The sequence below is a fragment of the Ancylobacter tetraedralis genome, from assembly GCF_014195655.1.
GTDB classification, from domain to species: domain Bacteria; phylum Pseudomonadota; class Alphaproteobacteria; order Rhizobiales; family Xanthobacteraceae; genus Ancylobacter; species Ancylobacter tetraedralis.
In genome coordinates this window covers 95930-112180 of sequence record NZ_JACICD010000007.1, presented here as the reverse complement: position 1 = coordinate 112180, position 16251 = coordinate 95930, and the positions used below count along the sequence as shown (strand labels likewise).

Here is a 16251-nt window from a genome sequence, read left to right as displayed (position 1 = left end):
ACGATGGCGGGCCGGCGACCGATCAGTCCTCAGGCTGGCCGACGAGGGCCGCCTGCAGGCCGACTTCGGGAGTCAGCGGGGAGTAGATGGAGGCGAACCAACCGGGATTCGGGATGATGGCGGGCTGGAACACGTTGCAACCCTCCGACATCTCCTTCCAGGTGCCTTCCTTGCACAGCTTGATCGTGTCGTTGGTGACGATGTTCTGCGGCACATTGGTGAGGGCGGGGATATCGCCGCCCTGCAGCTTCTTGACCGCGAGCTTGAGCGCCAGCGCGCCGGTGAAGTTCTGCGAACCCGACGACCAGCGGCGGGCACCGACCGGACGATAGGTGCCGTTGGCGCCCTCGACCTCGGTGCCGACGGGAAGCATCTGGATGCGACCGCCATTGGAGGCCTCGCCGGCGCAGGGGCGAAGGTCCTTCTCGGCGATGCCCGCCTCCAGCTGCATCGAAATGGCGGTGTAGCAACCGGCCTGAATCCACACGCCGTCGATCTGGTCCCAGCTGCGCGTCGCCAGGATCTTCGACAGCTCGGTGCGGCCGACCGCCTGGCTCCACATGCCGTTGGCCTCGCCGACGATCTGGATGCCCGGGTTCTTGGCGAACACCTCCTTCGCGCCCTCGATGCGCAGCGCGTCGACCGTGGTGCCGGGCACGCCGTTGATCATGACGATCCGGCCCTTGCCGCCCAGCTGCTTCACCAGCCACTCGGCCGACTTGGTGCCCCATTCGCGCTGGTCGATATGCACGTTGTAGGCGCAGGGCTCGGTAATGATGGAGTCATAGGCGATGACCAGAACGCCCTTGGCACAGGCGTTCTTCACCGCCCCGTTCAGCGCGGTGGGCGAGATCGGGTAGACCACGATGGCATCGGCGCCCGCCTGCACCATCGAGTTGATCTGCTGGATCTGCTTCTGCGCGTTGGGTCCGGCCACCTGCACCTGCAGGTCGATCTTGTCGACCATGCCGGGCGAGACGGCCATGGCCTTCAGCATGTTCGCCGCCTCGGCCTGCCAGTCATTGCCGATATAGCTCATGCTCAGGAAGACTTTGAACTTGCCCTCCTTGGCCGAGGCGGGCGCGGCGATGCCGATGGCCGCCGCGGCAAGCCCGGCGAGCATGACGGTCGTCTTCAGGATACGCTTCATTCTTTTCCTCCTTGGTTGACCGGTTCAGGACCGGCCGGGGCGTTCCGCCAGGCGCGCTTATCCAGCGGGGAGACGTGAAAGCGCACGTGTCCGATCGCGCGAGAAACGCACGCCGGCCAGGGCGAAGACCGCCCGCTCTTTCACCGATTTCGTCCCCGGGTCCGCGCCTTTTGGCGTTCTGCCCACACTGCCTCCAACAGCGCCCTCAGAAGAGCGCCCACCGATGCACCTGTCAACATTTATCTGTGATGCGTGATCACAGATAAATCTTTCCGTTTCCAGAGGCTGCCGGAAGGGCTAGAATAGCCTTCCGTATCAGTGACATCCGCGAGCCAATCGCGTCATGATCGTTCCCAGGCCCCGTCTTGAGCGCGTGTATGGAAAAACTCACACCGATCGACGTCAGCACCTTGCAGGAGCGCGTCTATTTTCGGCTGCGCGAGGCGATCTCGCAGGGTGATTTCGCGCCCGGGGCGACGCTGACCATCCGCACGCTGGCCGCCTCGCTCGGCACCAGCGCGATGCCGGTGCGCGAGGCGCTAAAGCGCCTGGTGGCCGAGAAGGTGCTGGAGCAGCGCTCGAACCGCAGCGTCGCGGTGCCCCAGTTCACCATGCCCTCGTTCCGCGAGTTGATCCGCATCCGCATGACCATCGAATCGCTCGCGACCCGCTGGGCCGCGCGGCGGGCCGACCCGGCGCTGCTCGATCACCTGCGCCAGCTCAACGCCCTGATGGCCGAGGCGATCGACCGGGGCGAGAGCGAGAAGGTGCTGGACGCCAACCGGCGCTTTCATTTCGCGATCTACGCGGCGGCGGACATGCCGCAGCTCCTGGAGATCATCAAGGGATTGTGGCTGCGCACCGGCCCCTATCTGGGCGCCGCCTACCGGATGATTCCCGGCGCGCAATGGCATTTCCTCAACGGCACGCGGGTGCATGCGCGCATCATCGAGGCGATGTCGGCCGGGAACGCGGACCGCGCCGCCAATGGCATCGCCATGGACATCTGGTTCACGGCGCGGCGCTTCCGCCCGACCATGGAGCGCCTGTCCGGCGCCATGCGGGACGGCGAGGCGGAGAATGCCCTCGATTTCGCCCAGCTCTATAGCGGGCTGCGGCTCGCCCCTGCCCTTTCCCTGCCCGCCGGCGCCAAGTAGGCGCACGCGACAGTTCGAGCCCGACCTGCACGCGCGGGCGCCGCATTTCCGCTCGGGAGCAAAAACGCACGAGGAACACCCGCGCGCGGACACGCCCGCGGCCGACGGCGTGGGCGGCGCATTAATGTCTATACATATTCTGCCGCTGAGCTAAGTTGCTCGTTCCGGCTCACCCGTGGCCGGACGATCAAGGAGCCATCCGGCGTGCCTGCCACACTCCGCCCCTCGCCCCTGGCTGAACCGAACCAGACGCTGAGCCACCGCATCCGGACCGATCTGGAGGCAAAGATTCTCTCGGGCGACTGGGCGCCGGGGCACCGCATCCCATTCGAGCACGAATTGATGGCGCAGTATGGCTGCGCCCGCATGACGGTCAACAAGGTGATTGCCGGCCTGGTTGCCGCCGGTCTCATCGAGCGCCGCCGCCGGGCCGGCTCCTTCGTCGCCCAGCCGCGCATTCATTCGGCCGTGCTGCGCATTCCCGATCTTCCGGTGGAGATTGCCGCGCGCGGCGAGATCTATCGCTACCAGCTGATCGCCCGCAAGCGTCGTCCGGTCCGGCAGGACGATCCGGCCGGGCTGGCGGACGAGGAAGGCGTGGAGGTTCTGGAACTCACCTGCCTGCACTATGCCAATGGCCGCCCGCTCGCGCTGGAGCAGCGGCTGATCAGCTTGTCCACCGTGCCGGGGGCGGCGGAGGTGGATTTCGCCACCATCGCGCCGGGCTCCTGGCTGCTGCAGCATGTGCCATGGACGGAGGCCGAGCACCGCATCAGCGCCCGCGCCGCCACCGCCCGCGTGGCCGAAGCGCTCGGCGTGGCCAAGGGCGCGGCCTGCCTCTGCCTCGAGCGCCGCACCTGGCGCTCGGGCGAGACCGTCACCCATGTGCGCCAGTTGTTCCGCGGCGACGCCTATGATCTCGTCGCCCGCTTCTCGCCGCAGGGCTGAGCGGCACCCGATCGGCGCGCCTATCCGCGCCCCGGCCCGCTCGTCTCCGGCCCGCTCGTCTCCGGCCACAGCTCGACGAGGAAGAATTCGGACGGCCCCTGCGGCGTGACATCCACCCCGCCGGTCAGCCGCGCGGCATCGTTCACGCCCAGCACCTGGCCACCGACATCGAGGCCGGGCGACCGCGACAGCAGCAGCGCCACCTCGCCCTCCGGCACGATCCCACACCGCGCGGCGGCGACATGCCGGGTCAGGCGGTGCGCATAGCGGCCGCGCCGCGTCATGACGTTGAGGTCGAGGATCGGCCCGCCGACCAGCGACGCGCGCGTGCGCACATCGCCGGGGAAGCGGGCGGGCGCGCTTTCACGCTCCACCCGCTCCGCCGCCTGCCCCTCGACCTCCAGCACGATCCCCTCGCCCGCCAGCACGGCCAGCGAGCGATCAATCGCGGGAAAGGCCGAGAACGGTCCGTCCTCGCTCACGCCCGCCATGCTGACCCGCCACAGAAAGGCGTCGAGGCCGGCATTCGCGGGAAAGACGGCGATCTCGGTGGTCGAGCCGCCGCCATTCTTCCACGGCATGACACGATGGTCGGCGGCCCGCAGGATATGCATCGGCCCGCCCCGCCTCAGCCGAGAATGCCGGGCAGATCGAGCTGGTGCTCCTTCGCACACTCGATCGCGATCTCGTAGCCGGCATCGGCATGGCGCATCACGCCGGTCGCCGGGTCGTTCCAAAGCACACGGGCGATGCGGGCATCGGCCTCGCGGGTACCATCGCAGCAGATCACCATGCCGGAATGCTGCGAGAAGCCCATGCCGACGCCGCCGCCATGATGCAGCGACACCCAGGTCGCGCCCGAAGCGGTGTTGAGCAGCGCGTTGAGCAGCGGCCAGTCGGACACCGCGTCCGAGCCGTCCTTCATCGCCTCGGTCTCGCGGTTGGGCGAGGCGACCGAGCCGGAATCCAGATGATCGCGGCCAATGACGATGGGCGCCTTCAGTTCGCCATTGCGCACCATCTCGTTGAAGGCGAGCCCGAGCCGGTGGCGATCGCCAAGGCCCACCCAGCAGATGCGCGCCGGCAGGCCCTGGAAGTGGATACGCTCGCGCGCCATGTCCAGCCAGTTATGCAGGTGGGCGTTGTCGGGGATGAGTTCCTTCACCTTGGCATCGGTCTTGTAAATATCCTCCGGGTCGCCCGAGAGCGCCGCCCAGCGGAACGGGCCGATGCCGCGGCAGAACAGCGGGCGGATATAGGCGGGCACGAAGCCGGGGAAGTCGAAGGCGTTGGTCACGCCCTCCTCCAGCGCCATCTGGCGGATATTGTTGCCGTAATCGACGGTGGGAATGCCGGCATGGAAGAAGTCGAGCATCGCCTTCACATGCACCGCCATCGAGGCCTTGGCCGCCTTGGTGACGCCAGCGGGATCGCTAATCTTGCGGTCCTCCCACTCGGCCAGCGTCCAGCCGATGGGCAGGTAGCCATTGACCGGATCATGCGCCGAGGTCTGATCGGTGACGATGTCCGGCTTCACGCCGCGCCGCACCAACTCGGGCAGCACCTCGGCGGTGTTGCCGAGCAGGCCGACGGAGAGCGGCTTGCCCTCCGCGCAGGACGTCTCGATCATCATGAGCGCCTCGTCGAGGCTGGTGGTCGACACGTCGAGATAGCCGGTGCGCAGGCGGAAATCGATGGAAGACGGCCGGCACTCGACGGCAAGGCAACTCGCCCCCGCCATGGTGGCGGCCAGCGGCTGCGCGCCGCCCATGCCCCCGAGCCCGCCGGTGAGGATCCACTTGCCGGTGAGCGAGCCGCCGAAATGCTGCTGGCCCATCTCCACGAAGGTCTCGTAAGTGCCCTGCACGATGCCCTGCGCGCCGATATAGATCCACGAACCCGCGGTCATCTGGCCGTACATGGCCAGACCCTTCTTATCGAGCTCGTTGAAATGCTCCCAGGTGGCCCAGCGCGGCACGAGATTGGAATTGGCGATCAGCACGCGCGGCGCGTCCTTGTGGGTGCGAAACACGCCCACCGGCTTGCCGGACTGCACCAAGAGCGTCTGGTCGTCCTCCAGCGTCTTCAGCGTAGCCACGATCTTGTCGTAGCTCTCCCAGTTGCGCGCGGCGCGGCCGATGCCGCCATAGACTACCAGTTCGCCGGGCTTCTCCGCGACATCGGGGTCAAGATTGTTCATCAGCATGCGCAGCGGCGCCTCGGTCAGCCAGCTCTTGGCATTGAGCGTGGTGCCATGGGGCGCGCGGATGACGCGGCTATTGTCGATGCGGGACATGATGGCTCTCCTCAGGCGTGCGAGCGTGCGAAGACGAGGCACGCTGTGAGAATATCGGTCAGCGCCGCACGGGCGGGCGCGGCATAGGCGGGGTCGAAGTCGCTCGGCCAGTTGGTCCGGTCCACCGGGCCCAGCGTCTCGGGCATGTAGGTGCGGCAGGCGAGTTCCATCTGCACGGCATGCACGCCGCGTTCCGGCGCGCCATAGTGACGGGTGATGTAGCCACCCTTGAACCGGCCATTGGAGACGCGGGAGAACTCCGTCGCGTCGCAGATCGCCTCGATCGTGGCAAGCAGGTCCGGCGCGCAGCTCATCCCGGAATTGGTGCCGAGATTGAAGTTCGGCAGCGTGCCCTCGAACAGGCGGGGAATGACCGAGCGGATCGAGTGGCAGTCGTACAGCACGACCGTGCCATGCGCAGAGCGCACCCGCTCGATCTCGGCGGAAAGCGCGGCGTGGTAGGGGTCGAAATAGGCTTGGCGGCGGGCGGCGACATCCGGCCCCTTGCCCTCCCGGTAGAGCGGCTCGCCGTCGAAGGTGGTGGTCGGGCACAGCTCGGTGGTCGCCTGCCCGGGATAGAGCGAGACGCCGGAGGGATCGCGGTTCACGTCGATCGCCGTACGCGAGATCGAGGTGCGCACGACGCTCGCGCCGAGCCCGGCGGCGAAGTCGTACAGCGTCTCGATCCACCAGTCGCAATCCTTGCGGGCGAGCCAGGGCGAGACGAGATCATCGGCGATCGCGTCGGGAATGTCCGTGCCGGTATGCGGCAGCGAGAGCACCAGCGGCGCGCTGCCGCGATGGACGGTGATGAAGGACGGGTGATCAGTCATGAGCCTGTCTTCCGCGAGAGTCCCTTGGGTGAGCGGCGGCAAGGGCGCCGCCAGCGCGTGCCCCCTCACCCGGCGCTGCGCTCCGACCTCTACCCCACGAGGAGAGGTTGACGAAGTGACGCGCCATCGCCCTCACTCCCCGCTGATCGCCGGCAGCAGGTCGCCCGCCAGCCCCGCGATCACCCCGGTCCGCACCAGCGCGTTCGCCGCTTCCATGTCGGGCGAGAAATGACGGTCCTCGTCGAGATGGGGCACCTCCGCCCGCAGCCTCTCCCGCACCGTCTCCAGCACCGGCGAGGAGGCGAGCGGGGCATGGAAATCGCAGCCCTGCGCGCTCGCCAGCAATTCGATGCCGATCACCGCGACGGCGTTCTCCACCATCGCCAGCAGCCGGCGCGCGCCATGGGCGGCCATCGACACGTGGTCTTCCTGGTTGGCGGAGGTGGGGATGGAATCGACGCTGGCGGGATAGGCGCGCTGCTTGTTCTCGGACACCAGCGCCGCCGCCGTCACCTGCGGGATCATGAAGCCGGAATTCAGCCCGGGCTTCGGGGTGAGGAAGGCCGGCATGCCGGACAGCGCGGGATCGACCAGCATGGCGATGCGCCGCTCGGCCAGCGAGCCGATCTCGCACACCGCGAGCGCGATCATGTCGGCGGCGAAGGCCACCGGCTCGGCGTGGAAATTGCCCCCCGAGAGCGCCTCGTGCGCCCCCGCCCCGCTCTCGTCCACGAAGATCAGCGGATTGTCGGAGACACCGTTCGCCTCGGTGGCGAGCGTGGCGGCGGCCTGGCGCAGCACGTCGAGCGCGGCGCCCATCACCTGCGGCTGGCAGCGCAGGCAATAGGGGTCCTGCACCCGCTCGTCGCCCACCAGATGCGAGGCGCGGATGGCCGAGCCGCTCATCAGCGCGCGGAGCGCCTGTGCCGTCTCGATCTGCCCGCGATGCTTGCGCAAGTGGTGGATGCGCGGGTCGAACGGCGCGTCCGAGCCGCGCGCGGCATCGGTCGACAGCGCTCCGGTCACCAGCGCGGAGCGGAAGAGATTCTCCGCCTCGAACAGGCCGGCCAGCGCATTGGCGGTGGAGAATTGCGTGCCGTTGAGCAGCGCCAGCCCCTCCTTGGGGCCGAGCGTGACCGGGGCGAGCCCGGCGTCACGCAGCGCCACGTCGGCGGGCATCCGGGAACCGTCGACGAAGATCTCGCCGACGCCGATCATGGTCGCGGTCATGTGCGCCAGCGGGGCGAGGTCGCCCGAGGCGCCGACCGAGCCCTGGCACGGCACCACCGGGGTCAGCCCCTTGGCGAGCATGGCTTCCAGCAGCTTCAGCGTCGTGGGCTGGATGCCCGACGCGCCCTGCGCGAGGCTGGCGAGCTTGAGCGCCATCATCAGCCGCGCCACCGGCACCGGCATGGGTTCGCCCACGCCCGCCGCATGCGACAGCACGATGTTGCGCTGGAGCGTGGCGAGATCGGCGTCGCCGATGCGCACCGTGGCCAGCTTGCCGAAGCCGGTATTGATGCCGTAGACGGGCTCACCCTTTGCGAGGATGGCCGCCACCGCCCGCGCCGAGCGCTCCACGCCCGGCAGGCAGGCGGGATTGAGGCTGGCGGGCGCGCCTTTGTAGATCGCCCGCCACTGGCGGAGCGACACATGGCCGGGATTCAGGACGATGTCGGTCATTTGCCTCTCCAGACGCGGGTGTGAAGCGGGTTGAATCCCATGCGGTAGACCAGTTCGGCCGGTCGCTCGATGTCCCAGATCGCGAGGTCGCAGCTCTTGCCGACCTCCAGCGTGCCGGTCTCGTGCAATAGGCCCAGCGCTCGCGCAGCCTCGCGCGTCACGCCGGCGATGCACTCGTCCACGGTAAGGCGGAACAGCGTCGCGCCCATGTTCAGGGTGAGCAGCAGCGAGGTCAGCGGCGAGGTGCCGGGATTGCAGTCGGTGGCCAGCGCCAGATGGGTGCCATGCCGGCGGAACAGGTCGATCGGCGGAACCTTGGTCTCGCGGATGAAATAGAACGCACCCGGCAACAGCACGGCCACCGTGCCGGCCTTGGCCATGGCGGCGGCGCCTTCCTCGTCCGTGTGCTCGACATGATCGGCCGAGAGCGCGCCGAACTCCGCGGCCAGCCTGGCCCCGTGCAGGTTCGACAGCTGGTCGGCATGCAGCTTCACCGGCAGGCCGAGCGCCTTGGCGGCGGTGAACACGCGCGCCACCTGCTCGGGCGAGAAGGCCAGCCCCTCGCAGAAGGCGTCCACCGCGTCGGCCAGCTTGCCTTGCGCGATCTCCGGCAGCAGGGCGATGACCTCGTCGATATAGGCGTCCTTGTCGCCCTTCGCCTCCGGCGGCAGGGCATGGGCGCCGAGATAGGTGGTCGTGACCGAGACCGGCCGCGCCGCGCCCAGCGCCCGCGCCGCCCGCAGGCTGGCAAGTTCGGCCGCTCGGGACAGGCCATAGCCCGATTTCACCTCAAGCGTGGTGACACCCTCGGCGATCAGCGCATCGAGCCGGGGCAGCGCGAGGGCTACCAGTTCCTCTTCGCTCGCCGCGCGCGTCGCCGCCATGGTGGAGACGATGCCCCCGCCCGCCCGGGCGATCTCCTCATAGGAGGCACCGGCGAGCCGCAGTTCGAATTCATGCGCCCGGTTGCCGCCGAAGATCAGATGCGTGTGACAGTCGATCAGGCCGGGCGTGATCCAGCGGCCCTCGACATCCACCACCTCGTCCGCCGCGAAATCCGGCGCGTCCGACGCGGGGCCAACATGAACGATGCGCCCGTCGAGGCTGGCGATGACGCCATCCTCGATGACGCCGAGCCCCTCGCGCGACGGCGCCAGCGTAGCCAGCCGCGCCCCCCGCCATACACGATCGCAGCGCATGGACCCATCCTTCGGCGTATGGTGACAAGACATCGATTAATGTCTATACATAATCGCATGATGACGAACTTGTCCATAGCCCTCGGGAGCGATGCCACCATGACCCGCCTCTGGTTCGAAAACGCTTTTCTGGCAGATGGTTGGGCAAGGAACGTGAGGCTCGATATCGCGCAGGGCCGCCTGGCCGGCATCACCCGCGATGTCGCCCCCGATGCCGCGGACGAGCGCCATGCCGTCGCCCTGCCCGGCCTGCCGAACCTGCACAGCCACGCCTTCCAGCGCTCTTTCGCCGGCGGGGCGGAAGTGCGCGGACCGAGCGGCGACAGTTTCTGGACCTGGCGCGAAGCGATGTACCGGGCGGTGGACCGGCTCGATCCCGACGAGATCGAGGCCATTGCCGCTCAGGCCTATGTCGAGATGCTGGAAGCCGGCTTCACCCGCGTCGGCGAGTTCCACTATCTCCACCATGGCCGCGACGGCGGAGCCTATGGCGATTGCGGCGAGTTGAGCCAGCGAATCGCGGCGGCGGCGGACGCGACCGGCATCGCCCTCACGCTGCTTCCGGTATTCTATGCGCATGGCGGCTTCGGCGGGCAGGCGCCCACGCACGGCCAGCGCCGCTTCATCAACGATGTCGAGAGCTTCGGCCGGCTGATGGAATCGGCCCGCCACGCCGTCTCCGGCCTGCCCGACGCGGTGCTCGGCATCGCGCCGCACAGCCTGCGCGCCGCGACCGTCGAGGAGATCGCCGCCATCCTGCCGCTGGCGCAGGGCGGGCCGGTGCACATTCACGTCGCCGAGCAGACCCGAGAGGTGGAGGACTGCCTCGCCTGGGCCGGCCGGCGGCCCATCGAATACCTGCTCGACACGGCCGACGTCGACGCGCGCTGGTGCCTGATCCACGCGACCCACATGAGCGAGGCGGAGACCCTTGCCATGGCGCGAAGCGGCGCGGTGGCGGGGCTCTGCCCGATCACCGAAGCCAATCTCGGCGACGGCATCTTCCCCGCCCCCGCCTTCGTTGCGGCCGGCGGCGCCTATGGCGTGGGTTCGGATTCCAATGTGCAGATCGACGCCGCCGGCGAATTGCGCCTGCTGGAATATTCGCAGCGCCTCGCCCTGCGCGCGCGCAACGTGCTGGCCATGAGCGAAGGCCGCTCGACGGGCGAGGCGCTGTTCGCCGCCGCGCTCAAAGGCGGCGCGCAGGCGCTGCAGGGATCTGGCAGCCTCACGGTTGGCGCGCCCGCCGACATTGTCAGCCTCGACGCCGCCCATCCCTCCCTCACGGGGCGTTCGGGCGCGGCTATGCTCGACGGCTGGATCTTCGCCGTAGCGGGAAATGCCGTTGACTGCGTCTGGCGCCGTGGTGAAAAGCTGGTGGCGGGCGGCAGGCATCGGGCGCGCGAGAGCGTGCGCGCGCGGTTCCGCGCCGCCCTCGACAAGATCGCCGCTTGAAGGAGTTTTCGATGGCGCCGCAATTCATCATGGTTCCCGGCGCACCGACTCCGGTCGCGCCCTTCAGCCACGCCGTCGAGGCGGATGGCTGGGTATTCGTCACAGGGCAGATGCCGACCTGGCCGGACGATGATTCCCGCCCCCTGCCCGAGGGCGCCGAGGCGCAGACCCGCCGCGTAATGGACAATCTGGTGATCGTGCTGGCGGGGCTGGGGCTGGACCTGTCCCATGTCGTGCAGGCGCGGGTGTACCTCACCGAGTTCAAGCGCGATTATCCCGCGATGAACGCGGCCTACGCCTCCTATTTTCCCGAGAACCGCCGGCCGGCCCGCACCTGCGTGGGCGTCACCGGCCTCGCCCGCGACGCGCTGGTGGAGATCGACTTCATCGCCCGCCGGCCGGACTGACGCGAACGGGATAAGGCGGCGCCGCCGGGCGCCACCTTATCCCTCGTCCGGCACGGAAACCCGCGTCAGACCACTTTCACGTCCAGCGTGCCGACCCCGTCGACGCCGCCTTCGAGATGATCGCCGCGCACGATGGCGCCGACACCTGCCGGCGTGCCGGACATGATGATGTCGCCCGCCTTCAGCTCGAACAGGCCGGAGAGGTAGGAGATCATCTCCGGCACCTTCCAGATCATCTGGTTAAGGTCGCCGCTCTGGCGCAGCGCGCCATTGACCTTGAGCCACACCTTGCCGCTCGCGGGATGGCCGATCTTCGCGGCCGGCACCAGCGCCGAGGACGGGGCGGAGGCCTCGAACGCCTTGCCCACTTCCCACGGACGGCCGAGCTTCTTGGCCTCGCCCTGCAGGTCGCGGCGGGTCATGTCGAGCCCGATTCCATAACCCCAGACATGATCGAGCGCCTTCTCGACCGGGATGTTGATCCCGCCCTTGCCGATGGCGACCAGCATTTCCAGCTCGTAATGCACGTCGCTCGACTTGTCGGGATAGGGGAAGGTGCCGTTGGTGATGACGTTGTCGGGGTTCTTCTGGAAGAAGAAGGGCGGCTCCTTGTCGGGATCGTGCCCCATCTCGATGGCGTGCTCGGCATAATTGCGGCCGACGCAATAGATGCGATGGATGGGGAACAGCTTGTCCGAGCCCTCGACGGGCAGCGTCGGAATGCCGGGCGGCGAGATCACGTAATGGGTGTCGATAGGCGCGTTCATCAGCGTACTCCAGCGTAATAGTCGACGCGTTTCTCTAGGGATTCGATAAGGCCCGACAGCAGCATAGCCGCTGCGAACAGGATGATGGTAAGGGCCCAGAAATTCTCCATGTCGAAGTTGCGCGAGTAGAGCTCGAACAATTCGCCATAGCCGAGGATCGAGACCAGCAGCTGCCCGATCACCACGCCCTTCACGCCACGGATGACGCCAAGGCGGATGCCGGCGAGGATCTCCGGCAGTGCCGATAGCAGGATGATCCGGAAATAGAGGGCGAAGCGGGAGGCCCCGTAGCTGCGGCCCATCTCGATCAGCGAGGGCGGCACGCCCTGGATGCCGGCGCGCGTATCCAGCACGATGATCCACACCGCGAACAGGAACACGGTGACGACCACCGTCGTCTCGCCCATGCCGAACAGGATCATCAGCACCGGCACCAGCGCCGAAAGCGGCGCCGAAACGAAGATGTTGACCCAGATTCCGAGCAGGTTGTCGGCGGCGACCGAGCGCCCCATCAGCACGCCGATCGCCACGCCGACAAGGATGGCGAGCGCCATGCCGACCAGGAAGCTGTTCAGCGTGGTGATCGCCGCCGCCTGCCAGGTACCGGTCTGCACCAGAGCCACGGCGGCCACGAGGACATCGGAGAGCGGGGGAATGAGGAACAGCACGCCCGAGCGCCCGACCAGTTCCCAGATGGCGCACCAGACGATGAGCGAGGCCATCATCGGCACGCGATAGCCGAAGAGTTTCATGCCGCCCTCCTAATCCACATAGCGCTTCAGCCCCTGCCAGATCTCCTCGACCGTATCGAGATAGGACTGGTCGCGGCGGATGGCGTCGGGCGATGCCGCGCGGTCGATTTCCGGCTCGATGATCTGGGCGATGCGGCCGGGGCGGCGGGAGAGGATGACGATGCGGTCCGAGCAATAGACCGCCTCCTCGATCGAGTGGGTGACGAAGATGAAGGTCTTCTTCTCCTTCTCGACGAGGCTGAGGAGATCTTCCTGGAACTTGCGCCGGTTCTGCTCGTCCACTGCCGAGAACGGCTCGTCGAGCAGCAGCACGTCCGCATTCACCGCGAAGGCGCGGGCGAGGCCCACGCGCTGGCGCATGCCGCCCGAAAGTTCGTGCGGGTATTTGCTCTCGAAGCCGGTCAGCCCCACCTCGGCGATGTATTTCGCCGCGATAGCCTGGCGCTCGTCCCGGCCCATGCCCTTCAGCTCAAGGCCGAAGGCGACGTTGCGCATCACCGTGGCCCAGGGCATCAGCGCGAAATCCTGGAACACGAAGGCGCGCTCCGGGCCGGGGCCGGTGACGACCTTGCCGTTGACGCGGATCTCGCCCGCCGTCGCCGGGATGAGGCCGGCGATGATCTTGAGCAGCGTGGTCTTGCCGCAGCCGGAGGGGCCGAGCAGCGTGGTGAGCTTGCCGCGGGGAAAATCGAGGTCGATCGCGCGCAGGGCCTCGACCTCGCTATAGAGCTTGGAGATGCCGCGCACCTCGACGGCGACGTCCGAGGCGGCAAGGCGGGTGGCGGCGGCGCTCGCCTGGGCGGTGATGTTGCGCATGGGTCAGGTCCTCCGCTTCTCGGGGCGCAGCACGCGCAGCTCGAAAGCTTCCAGCGCAGCCAGGGTCAGCGTCGACACAAGGATGATGGAAACCACGGCCGCGTACATTTCCGGGTAGTCCGCCACCGAGCGGTGATAGGTGATGAGATCGCCGATGCCGGTCGGGGTGATCAGCAACTCCGCGAGGATCACACCGATGAAACCGGCGGCCAGCCCGAGCCGCAGGCCGGCGAAGATGACCGGCGAGGCATCGGGAATGATGATCTTGGTGATGGTCTGCCAGCGCGTGCCCTGGAACGACACGCACATCGAAACCAATGACGGATTGGCATTGCGCACCGCCTTGTAGCCGTTGAGCGCGATCACCGGCAGCGCCAGCATGATGACCGCCAGCGTCTTCGCCAGGAGTCCGATGCCGTAGACGAAGGTGATGAGCGGGATCAGCGCCGCCATGGGCGCGGCCTGCAGCACGATGAAGACCGGGGCCACCAGCCATTCGGCAAAGCGCGACAGCCCCATCACGATACCCACCCCGACACCGACCACCGCGGAGATGGCGATGCCGATGACGAGCGGCTGCAGCGTCTGCGCATAGGCAGCCACGAAGGCGCCGTTGAACAGCATGTTGAGGAAGGCGCGCAGGGTCTCCAGAAAGGTCGGGAAGGCGAAGCTGATCGGGACACGACCGGCGATCTCCCAGACGAGGAAGAACAGGCCGATCGACGCCGTCCGCCAGAGCGCCGTGCGATGCTCCGAGAGCTTCCTCCAGAGGAAGGAAGCCTCGGTGCTGGGGAGGGCTCGGGGCGAACCCTTCGCATGCAGGGGCAGCGACATGCTCCCGGCCTCAGTTCGTGCCGACCTTGCCGAGCACGCGGTTCAGCGGCTCCAGCGACCAGAACTCCTCGACCTTCAGGCTCGCCGGCTGGCCGGTGAGCTGGCCAGACAGGGTATAGAAGGCGAAGTCATCCTTTACCGCCGCCTCGCCGCCGCCATTGAGCGGGAACGCCTTGCCTTCCGCGAGCTCGGTGAAATAGGGCACGATGCTCTTCGCCTGATCGGCCGGCAGGTCGGGCAGCAGATTGTACTTGGCGCGCCACTCGGCGACGACCGCCGGGTTCTTCGTCACCTCGCGCCACGTGGTGAGAACGGATTCGACGATGATGTCGACTTCCTTCTGATTCTTGTCGAGGAAGTCCTGCCGGGCGAACAGCGCCTCGTCCGTGGCGTTGACGCCATCCATCGGCAGCACGATGAACTTGCCGGGGGCCTTCTCCTCCAGCAGGCGGCGGCCGGCGGCATCGACAATGCTGGCCTTCACATTGCCCTGAATGAGCGCGCCGGCGCGCACCTCGGAACCGGGGATGTAGCTGATCTTGAAGAACTTGATGCCCTGCTTGTCCTCCATCAGCCGCATGATCGCCTCGGTGCCCGAGCCGCGCGAATGCACCGCCACCTCCTGGCCGTCGAGGTCCTTCCAGGTCTTGTAGGACGCGGCGTTGACCACGGGGTAGAAGCGCAGCGTCGAGAGCTGGAGGAAGAGGCGCACCGGCACCTTCACCTTCTGGATGAGCGCGTAGGGACCGCCGACGCCGATATCCGCCTGCCCGCTCACCACCGCCTGCGCGGCGATGTCCTCGGACTTCAGATAGGTCATCTCGATCTCGACACCCTTCTGCCGGGCCAGTTCGAAGGCCGCGAGCAGATGCAGGTTTTCCACGCTGGCAATGTCGCCATAAGCGACCCGCACCTTCGCCTCCGCGGAGGGTGCGAAGGCGATGACGGCGCCGAAGCCGAGCACGGCGGCAGCACCGGACAGGCGGCGAATTCCGGACGTGAGGTTGCTGAGCATTTCATTCTCCCTGGTTCCGCGTGGTTTTCCCACGGCTGGCCCAACTGGCGAGGTTGGATACCAATTTATCTTTGGTTTATATTGGCCCTCTCGTTTGGTCAAGCTCACATCCGCTTGACCAAACGTTTCTGGCATCGCATACATTGAACCAATCTAAACTTTGGTTGAGCCCGCATCCATGCTGACGCCGCCCAGCGATACCCATCCCGAGAAAGGCGTTGTCACGCAGCTGCGCGCCTATCTCGCGCAGTCCGATCTCGCGGAAGACGGCCGCCTGCCCCCCGAGCGGGAACTGGCCTCGGCTCTTGGCGTCTCGCGCGCCGAGCTGCGCAAGGCGCTGGATGTGCTGGAGGCCGAGGGCCAACTCTGGCGTCATGTCGGCAAGGGCACCTTCATGGGCAGCCGGCCGCTCGACACGTTCGCCGACATCGCCGCCCTCGCCCGCCGCAGCAATCCGGCCGAGGTGATGCGCGCGCGAATTGCCATGGAGCCGGAGATCACCCGCGCGGCAGCCTTCACGGCCACCCCCGCCGATATCTCGGAAATGCGCCTGTGCCTGGCCCGCTCGCGACAGGCGGAGACCTGGCGGCAATATGAGGGCTGGGACACGCGGCTTCACCGCACCATCGCCGAAGCCACGCAGAACAGCCTGCTCCTGGGCCTGTTCGACACGCTCAATGCGGTGCGGCGCGCGGTGACATGGGGCCGGCTGCGCTCCGTGCCGGTGCGCCCGCTGCCCAGTCACCACAGCTTCGCCGAGCACGAAGCCATCGTCGACGCCATCGAGCATCGCGACATGGCCGGCGCGGCGAGCGCCATGCGCGCTCACCTGATGACGGTGGAGCGCAAGCTGATGGAAAAGCAGATGCGCGCCGCCGGCGAAGGCTGACATCCGCGGGTGCTTGCGCCAGCGCAACGACGCCGCCTTCCACGCGCCCC

Annotated in this window: 16 protein-coding genes; 5 read left to right on the top strand and 11 right to left on the bottom strand. The window is 67.6% G+C overall.

Going from position 1 to position 16251, the window contains the following annotated elements; translation table 11 throughout:
• Positions 1-22: 22 nt before the first annotated feature.
• A complete protein-coding gene (locus FHS55_RS17455; protein WP_183191065.1) occupies positions 23-1150 on the bottom strand; it encodes a sugar ABC transporter substrate-binding protein in 1128 nt (375 codons plus the stop codon).
• A gap of 377 nt (positions 1151-1527) precedes the next feature.
• Between FHS55_RS17455 and FHS55_RS17450 the strand changes: the two genes are divergently transcribed.
• Both FHS55_RS17450 and hutC read left to right on the top strand, forming a co-directional pair.
• Positions 1528-2307, top strand: coding sequence for a GntR family transcriptional regulator (locus FHS55_RS17450; RefSeq protein ID WP_183191064.1), 780 nt, complete (start codon positions 1528-1530; stop codon positions 2305-2307).
• 204 nt (positions 2308-2511) lie between these two features.
• Positions 2512-3255: a histidine utilization transcriptional repressor HutC gene (hutC, locus tag FHS55_RS17445; protein ID WP_343056235.1), complete on the top strand. Its 744-nt coding sequence runs from the start codon at positions 2512-2514 to the stop codon at positions 3253-3255.
• Between the two features lie 20 nt (positions 3256-3275).
• On the opposite strand, the gene FHS55_RS17440 is transcribed toward hutC, so the two are convergent.
• The 5 genes from FHS55_RS17440 to hutI form a co-directional block, all read right to left on the bottom strand.
• On the bottom strand, positions 3276-3869 hold the full coding sequence (locus FHS55_RS17440; RefSeq protein ID WP_183191063.1) for a HutD/Ves family protein: 594 nt from the start codon (positions 3867-3869) through the stop codon (positions 3276-3278).
• Positions 3870-3883: 14 nt separating this feature from the next.
• Entirely contained in the window at positions 3884-5551 is a 1668-nt protein-coding gene (hutU, locus tag FHS55_RS17435; RefSeq protein ID WP_183191062.1) for a urocanate hydratase, read from the bottom strand.
• 11 nt (positions 5552-5562) lie between these two features.
• Positions 5563-6384 (bottom strand): N-formylglutamate deformylase, encoded by an 822-nt coding sequence (gene hutG / locus FHS55_RS17430; protein WP_183191061.1) that lies wholly within the window; start codon positions 6382-6384, stop codon positions 5563-5565.
• A 132-nt stretch (positions 6385-6516) separates the two neighbouring features.
• Complete coding sequence (hutH, locus tag FHS55_RS17425) at positions 6517-8067, bottom strand: histidine ammonia-lyase (RefSeq protein ID WP_210287044.1); 1551 nt, start codon at positions 8065-8067, stop codon at positions 6517-6519.
• Positions 8064-9266 (bottom strand): imidazolonepropionase, encoded by a 1203-nt coding sequence (hutI, locus tag FHS55_RS17420; protein ID WP_183191060.1) that lies wholly within the window; start codon positions 9264-9266, stop codon positions 8064-8066. The genes hutH and hutI overlap by 4 nt, the downstream gene beginning before the upstream one ends.
• A 99-nt stretch (positions 9267-9365) precedes the next feature.
• On the opposite strand from hutI, the gene FHS55_RS17415 reads away from it, so the two are divergent.
• Positions 9366-10721, top strand: coding sequence for a formimidoylglutamate deiminase (locus FHS55_RS17415; protein WP_183191059.1), 1356 nt, complete (start codon positions 9366-9368; stop codon positions 10719-10721).
• Between the two features lie 11 nt (positions 10722-10732).
• Positions 10733-11128, top strand: coding sequence for a RidA family protein (locus FHS55_RS17410; RefSeq protein WP_183191058.1), 396 nt, complete (start codon positions 10733-10735; stop codon positions 11126-11128).
• A 65-nt stretch (positions 11129-11193) separates the two neighbouring features.
• Here FHS55_RS17410 and FHS55_RS17405 read toward each other — a convergent pair whose 3' ends face one another.
• Genes FHS55_RS17405 through FHS55_RS17385 form a run of 5 tightly spaced genes read right to left on the bottom strand, consistent with a single transcriptional unit; the run spans position 11194 to position 15312 of the window.
• Complete coding sequence (locus FHS55_RS17405; protein WP_183191057.1) at positions 11194-11895, bottom strand: fumarylacetoacetate hydrolase family protein; 702 nt, start codon at positions 11893-11895, stop codon at positions 11194-11196.
• On the bottom strand, positions 11895-12647 hold the full coding sequence (locus FHS55_RS17400; protein WP_183191056.1) for an ABC transporter permease: 753 nt from the start codon (positions 12645-12647) through the stop codon (positions 11895-11897). The genes FHS55_RS17405 and FHS55_RS17400 overlap by 1 nt, the downstream gene beginning before the upstream one ends.
• A 9-nt stretch (positions 12648-12656) precedes the next feature.
• Entirely contained in the window at positions 12657-13463 is an 807-nt protein-coding gene (locus FHS55_RS17395; RefSeq protein WP_183191055.1) for an ABC transporter ATP-binding protein, read from the bottom strand.
• A gap of 3 nt (positions 13464-13466) precedes the next feature.
• Positions 13467-14297: an ABC transporter permease gene (locus FHS55_RS17390; protein ID WP_183191054.1), complete on the bottom strand. Its 831-nt coding sequence runs from the start codon at positions 14295-14297 to the stop codon at positions 13467-13469.
• Between the two features lie 10 nt (positions 14298-14307).
• On the bottom strand, positions 14308-15312 hold the full coding sequence (locus FHS55_RS17385) for an ABC transporter substrate-binding protein (RefSeq protein ID WP_183191053.1): 1005 nt from the start codon (positions 15310-15312) through the stop codon (positions 14308-14310).
• A 178-nt stretch (positions 15313-15490) separates the two neighbouring features.
• On the opposite strand from FHS55_RS17385, the gene FHS55_RS17380 reads away from it, so the two are divergent.
• The gene (locus FHS55_RS17380; RefSeq protein WP_183191052.1) at positions 15491-16201 is read left to right on the top strand and encodes a FadR/GntR family transcriptional regulator; all 711 of its coding nucleotides are present in this window, start codon (positions 15491-15493) and stop codon (positions 16199-16201) included.
• Positions 16202-16251 lie beyond the last annotated feature (50 nt).

Excerpts from the sequence above, each read along its gene's own strand:
- FHS55_RS17455 (WP_183191065.1), bottom strand. The coding sequence starts at position 1,150 with ATGAAGCGTATCCTGAAGACGACCGTCATGCTCGCCGGGCTTGCCGCG.
- FHS55_RS17450 (WP_183191064.1), top strand. The coding sequence starts at position 1,528 with ATGGAAAAACTCACACCGATCGACGTCAGCACCTTGCAGGAGCGCGTC.
- FHS55_RS17440 (WP_183191063.1), bottom strand. The coding sequence starts at position 3,869 with ATGCATATCCTGCGGGCCGCCGACCATCGTGTCATGCCGTGGAAGAAT.
- hutU (WP_183191062.1), bottom strand. The coding sequence starts at position 5,551 with ATGTCCCGCATCGACAATAGCCGCGTCATCCGCGCGCCCCATGGCACC.
- hutG (WP_183191061.1), bottom strand. The coding sequence starts at position 6,384 with ATGACTGATCACCCGTCCTTCATCACCGTCCATCGCGGCAGCGCGCCG.
- hutH (WP_210287044.1), bottom strand. The coding sequence starts at position 8,067 with ATGACCGACATCGTCCTGAATCCCGGCCATGTGTCGCTCCGCCAGTGG.
- hutI (WP_183191060.1), bottom strand. The coding sequence starts at position 9,266 with ATGCGCTGCGATCGTGTATGGCGGGGGGCGCGGCTGGCTACGCTGGCG.
- FHS55_RS17415 (WP_183191059.1), top strand. The coding sequence starts at position 9,366 with ATGACCCGCCTCTGGTTCGAAAACGCTTTTCTGGCAGATGGTTGGGCA.
- FHS55_RS17410 (WP_183191058.1), top strand. The coding sequence starts at position 10,733 with ATGGCGCCGCAATTCATCATGGTTCCCGGCGCACCGACTCCGGTCGCG.
- FHS55_RS17405 (WP_183191057.1), bottom strand. The coding sequence starts at position 11,895 with ATGAACGCGCCTATCGACACCCATTACGTGATCTCGCCGCCCGGCATT.
- FHS55_RS17400 (WP_183191056.1), bottom strand. The coding sequence starts at position 12,647 with ATGAAACTCTTCGGCTATCGCGTGCCGATGATGGCCTCGCTCATCGTC.
- FHS55_RS17395 (WP_183191055.1), bottom strand. The coding sequence starts at position 13,463 with ATGCGCAACATCACCGCCCAGGCGAGCGCCGCCGCCACCCGCCTTGCC.
- FHS55_RS17390 (WP_183191054.1), bottom strand. The coding sequence starts at position 14,297 with ATGTCGCTGCCCCTGCATGCGAAGGGTTCGCCCCGAGCCCTCCCCAGC.
- FHS55_RS17385 (WP_183191053.1), bottom strand. The coding sequence starts at position 15,312 with ATGCTCAGCAACCTCACGTCCGGAATTCGCCGCCTGTCCGGTGCTGCC.
- FHS55_RS17380 (WP_183191052.1), top strand. The coding sequence starts at position 15,491 with ATGCTGACGCCGCCCAGCGATACCCATCCCGAGAAAGGCGTTGTCACG.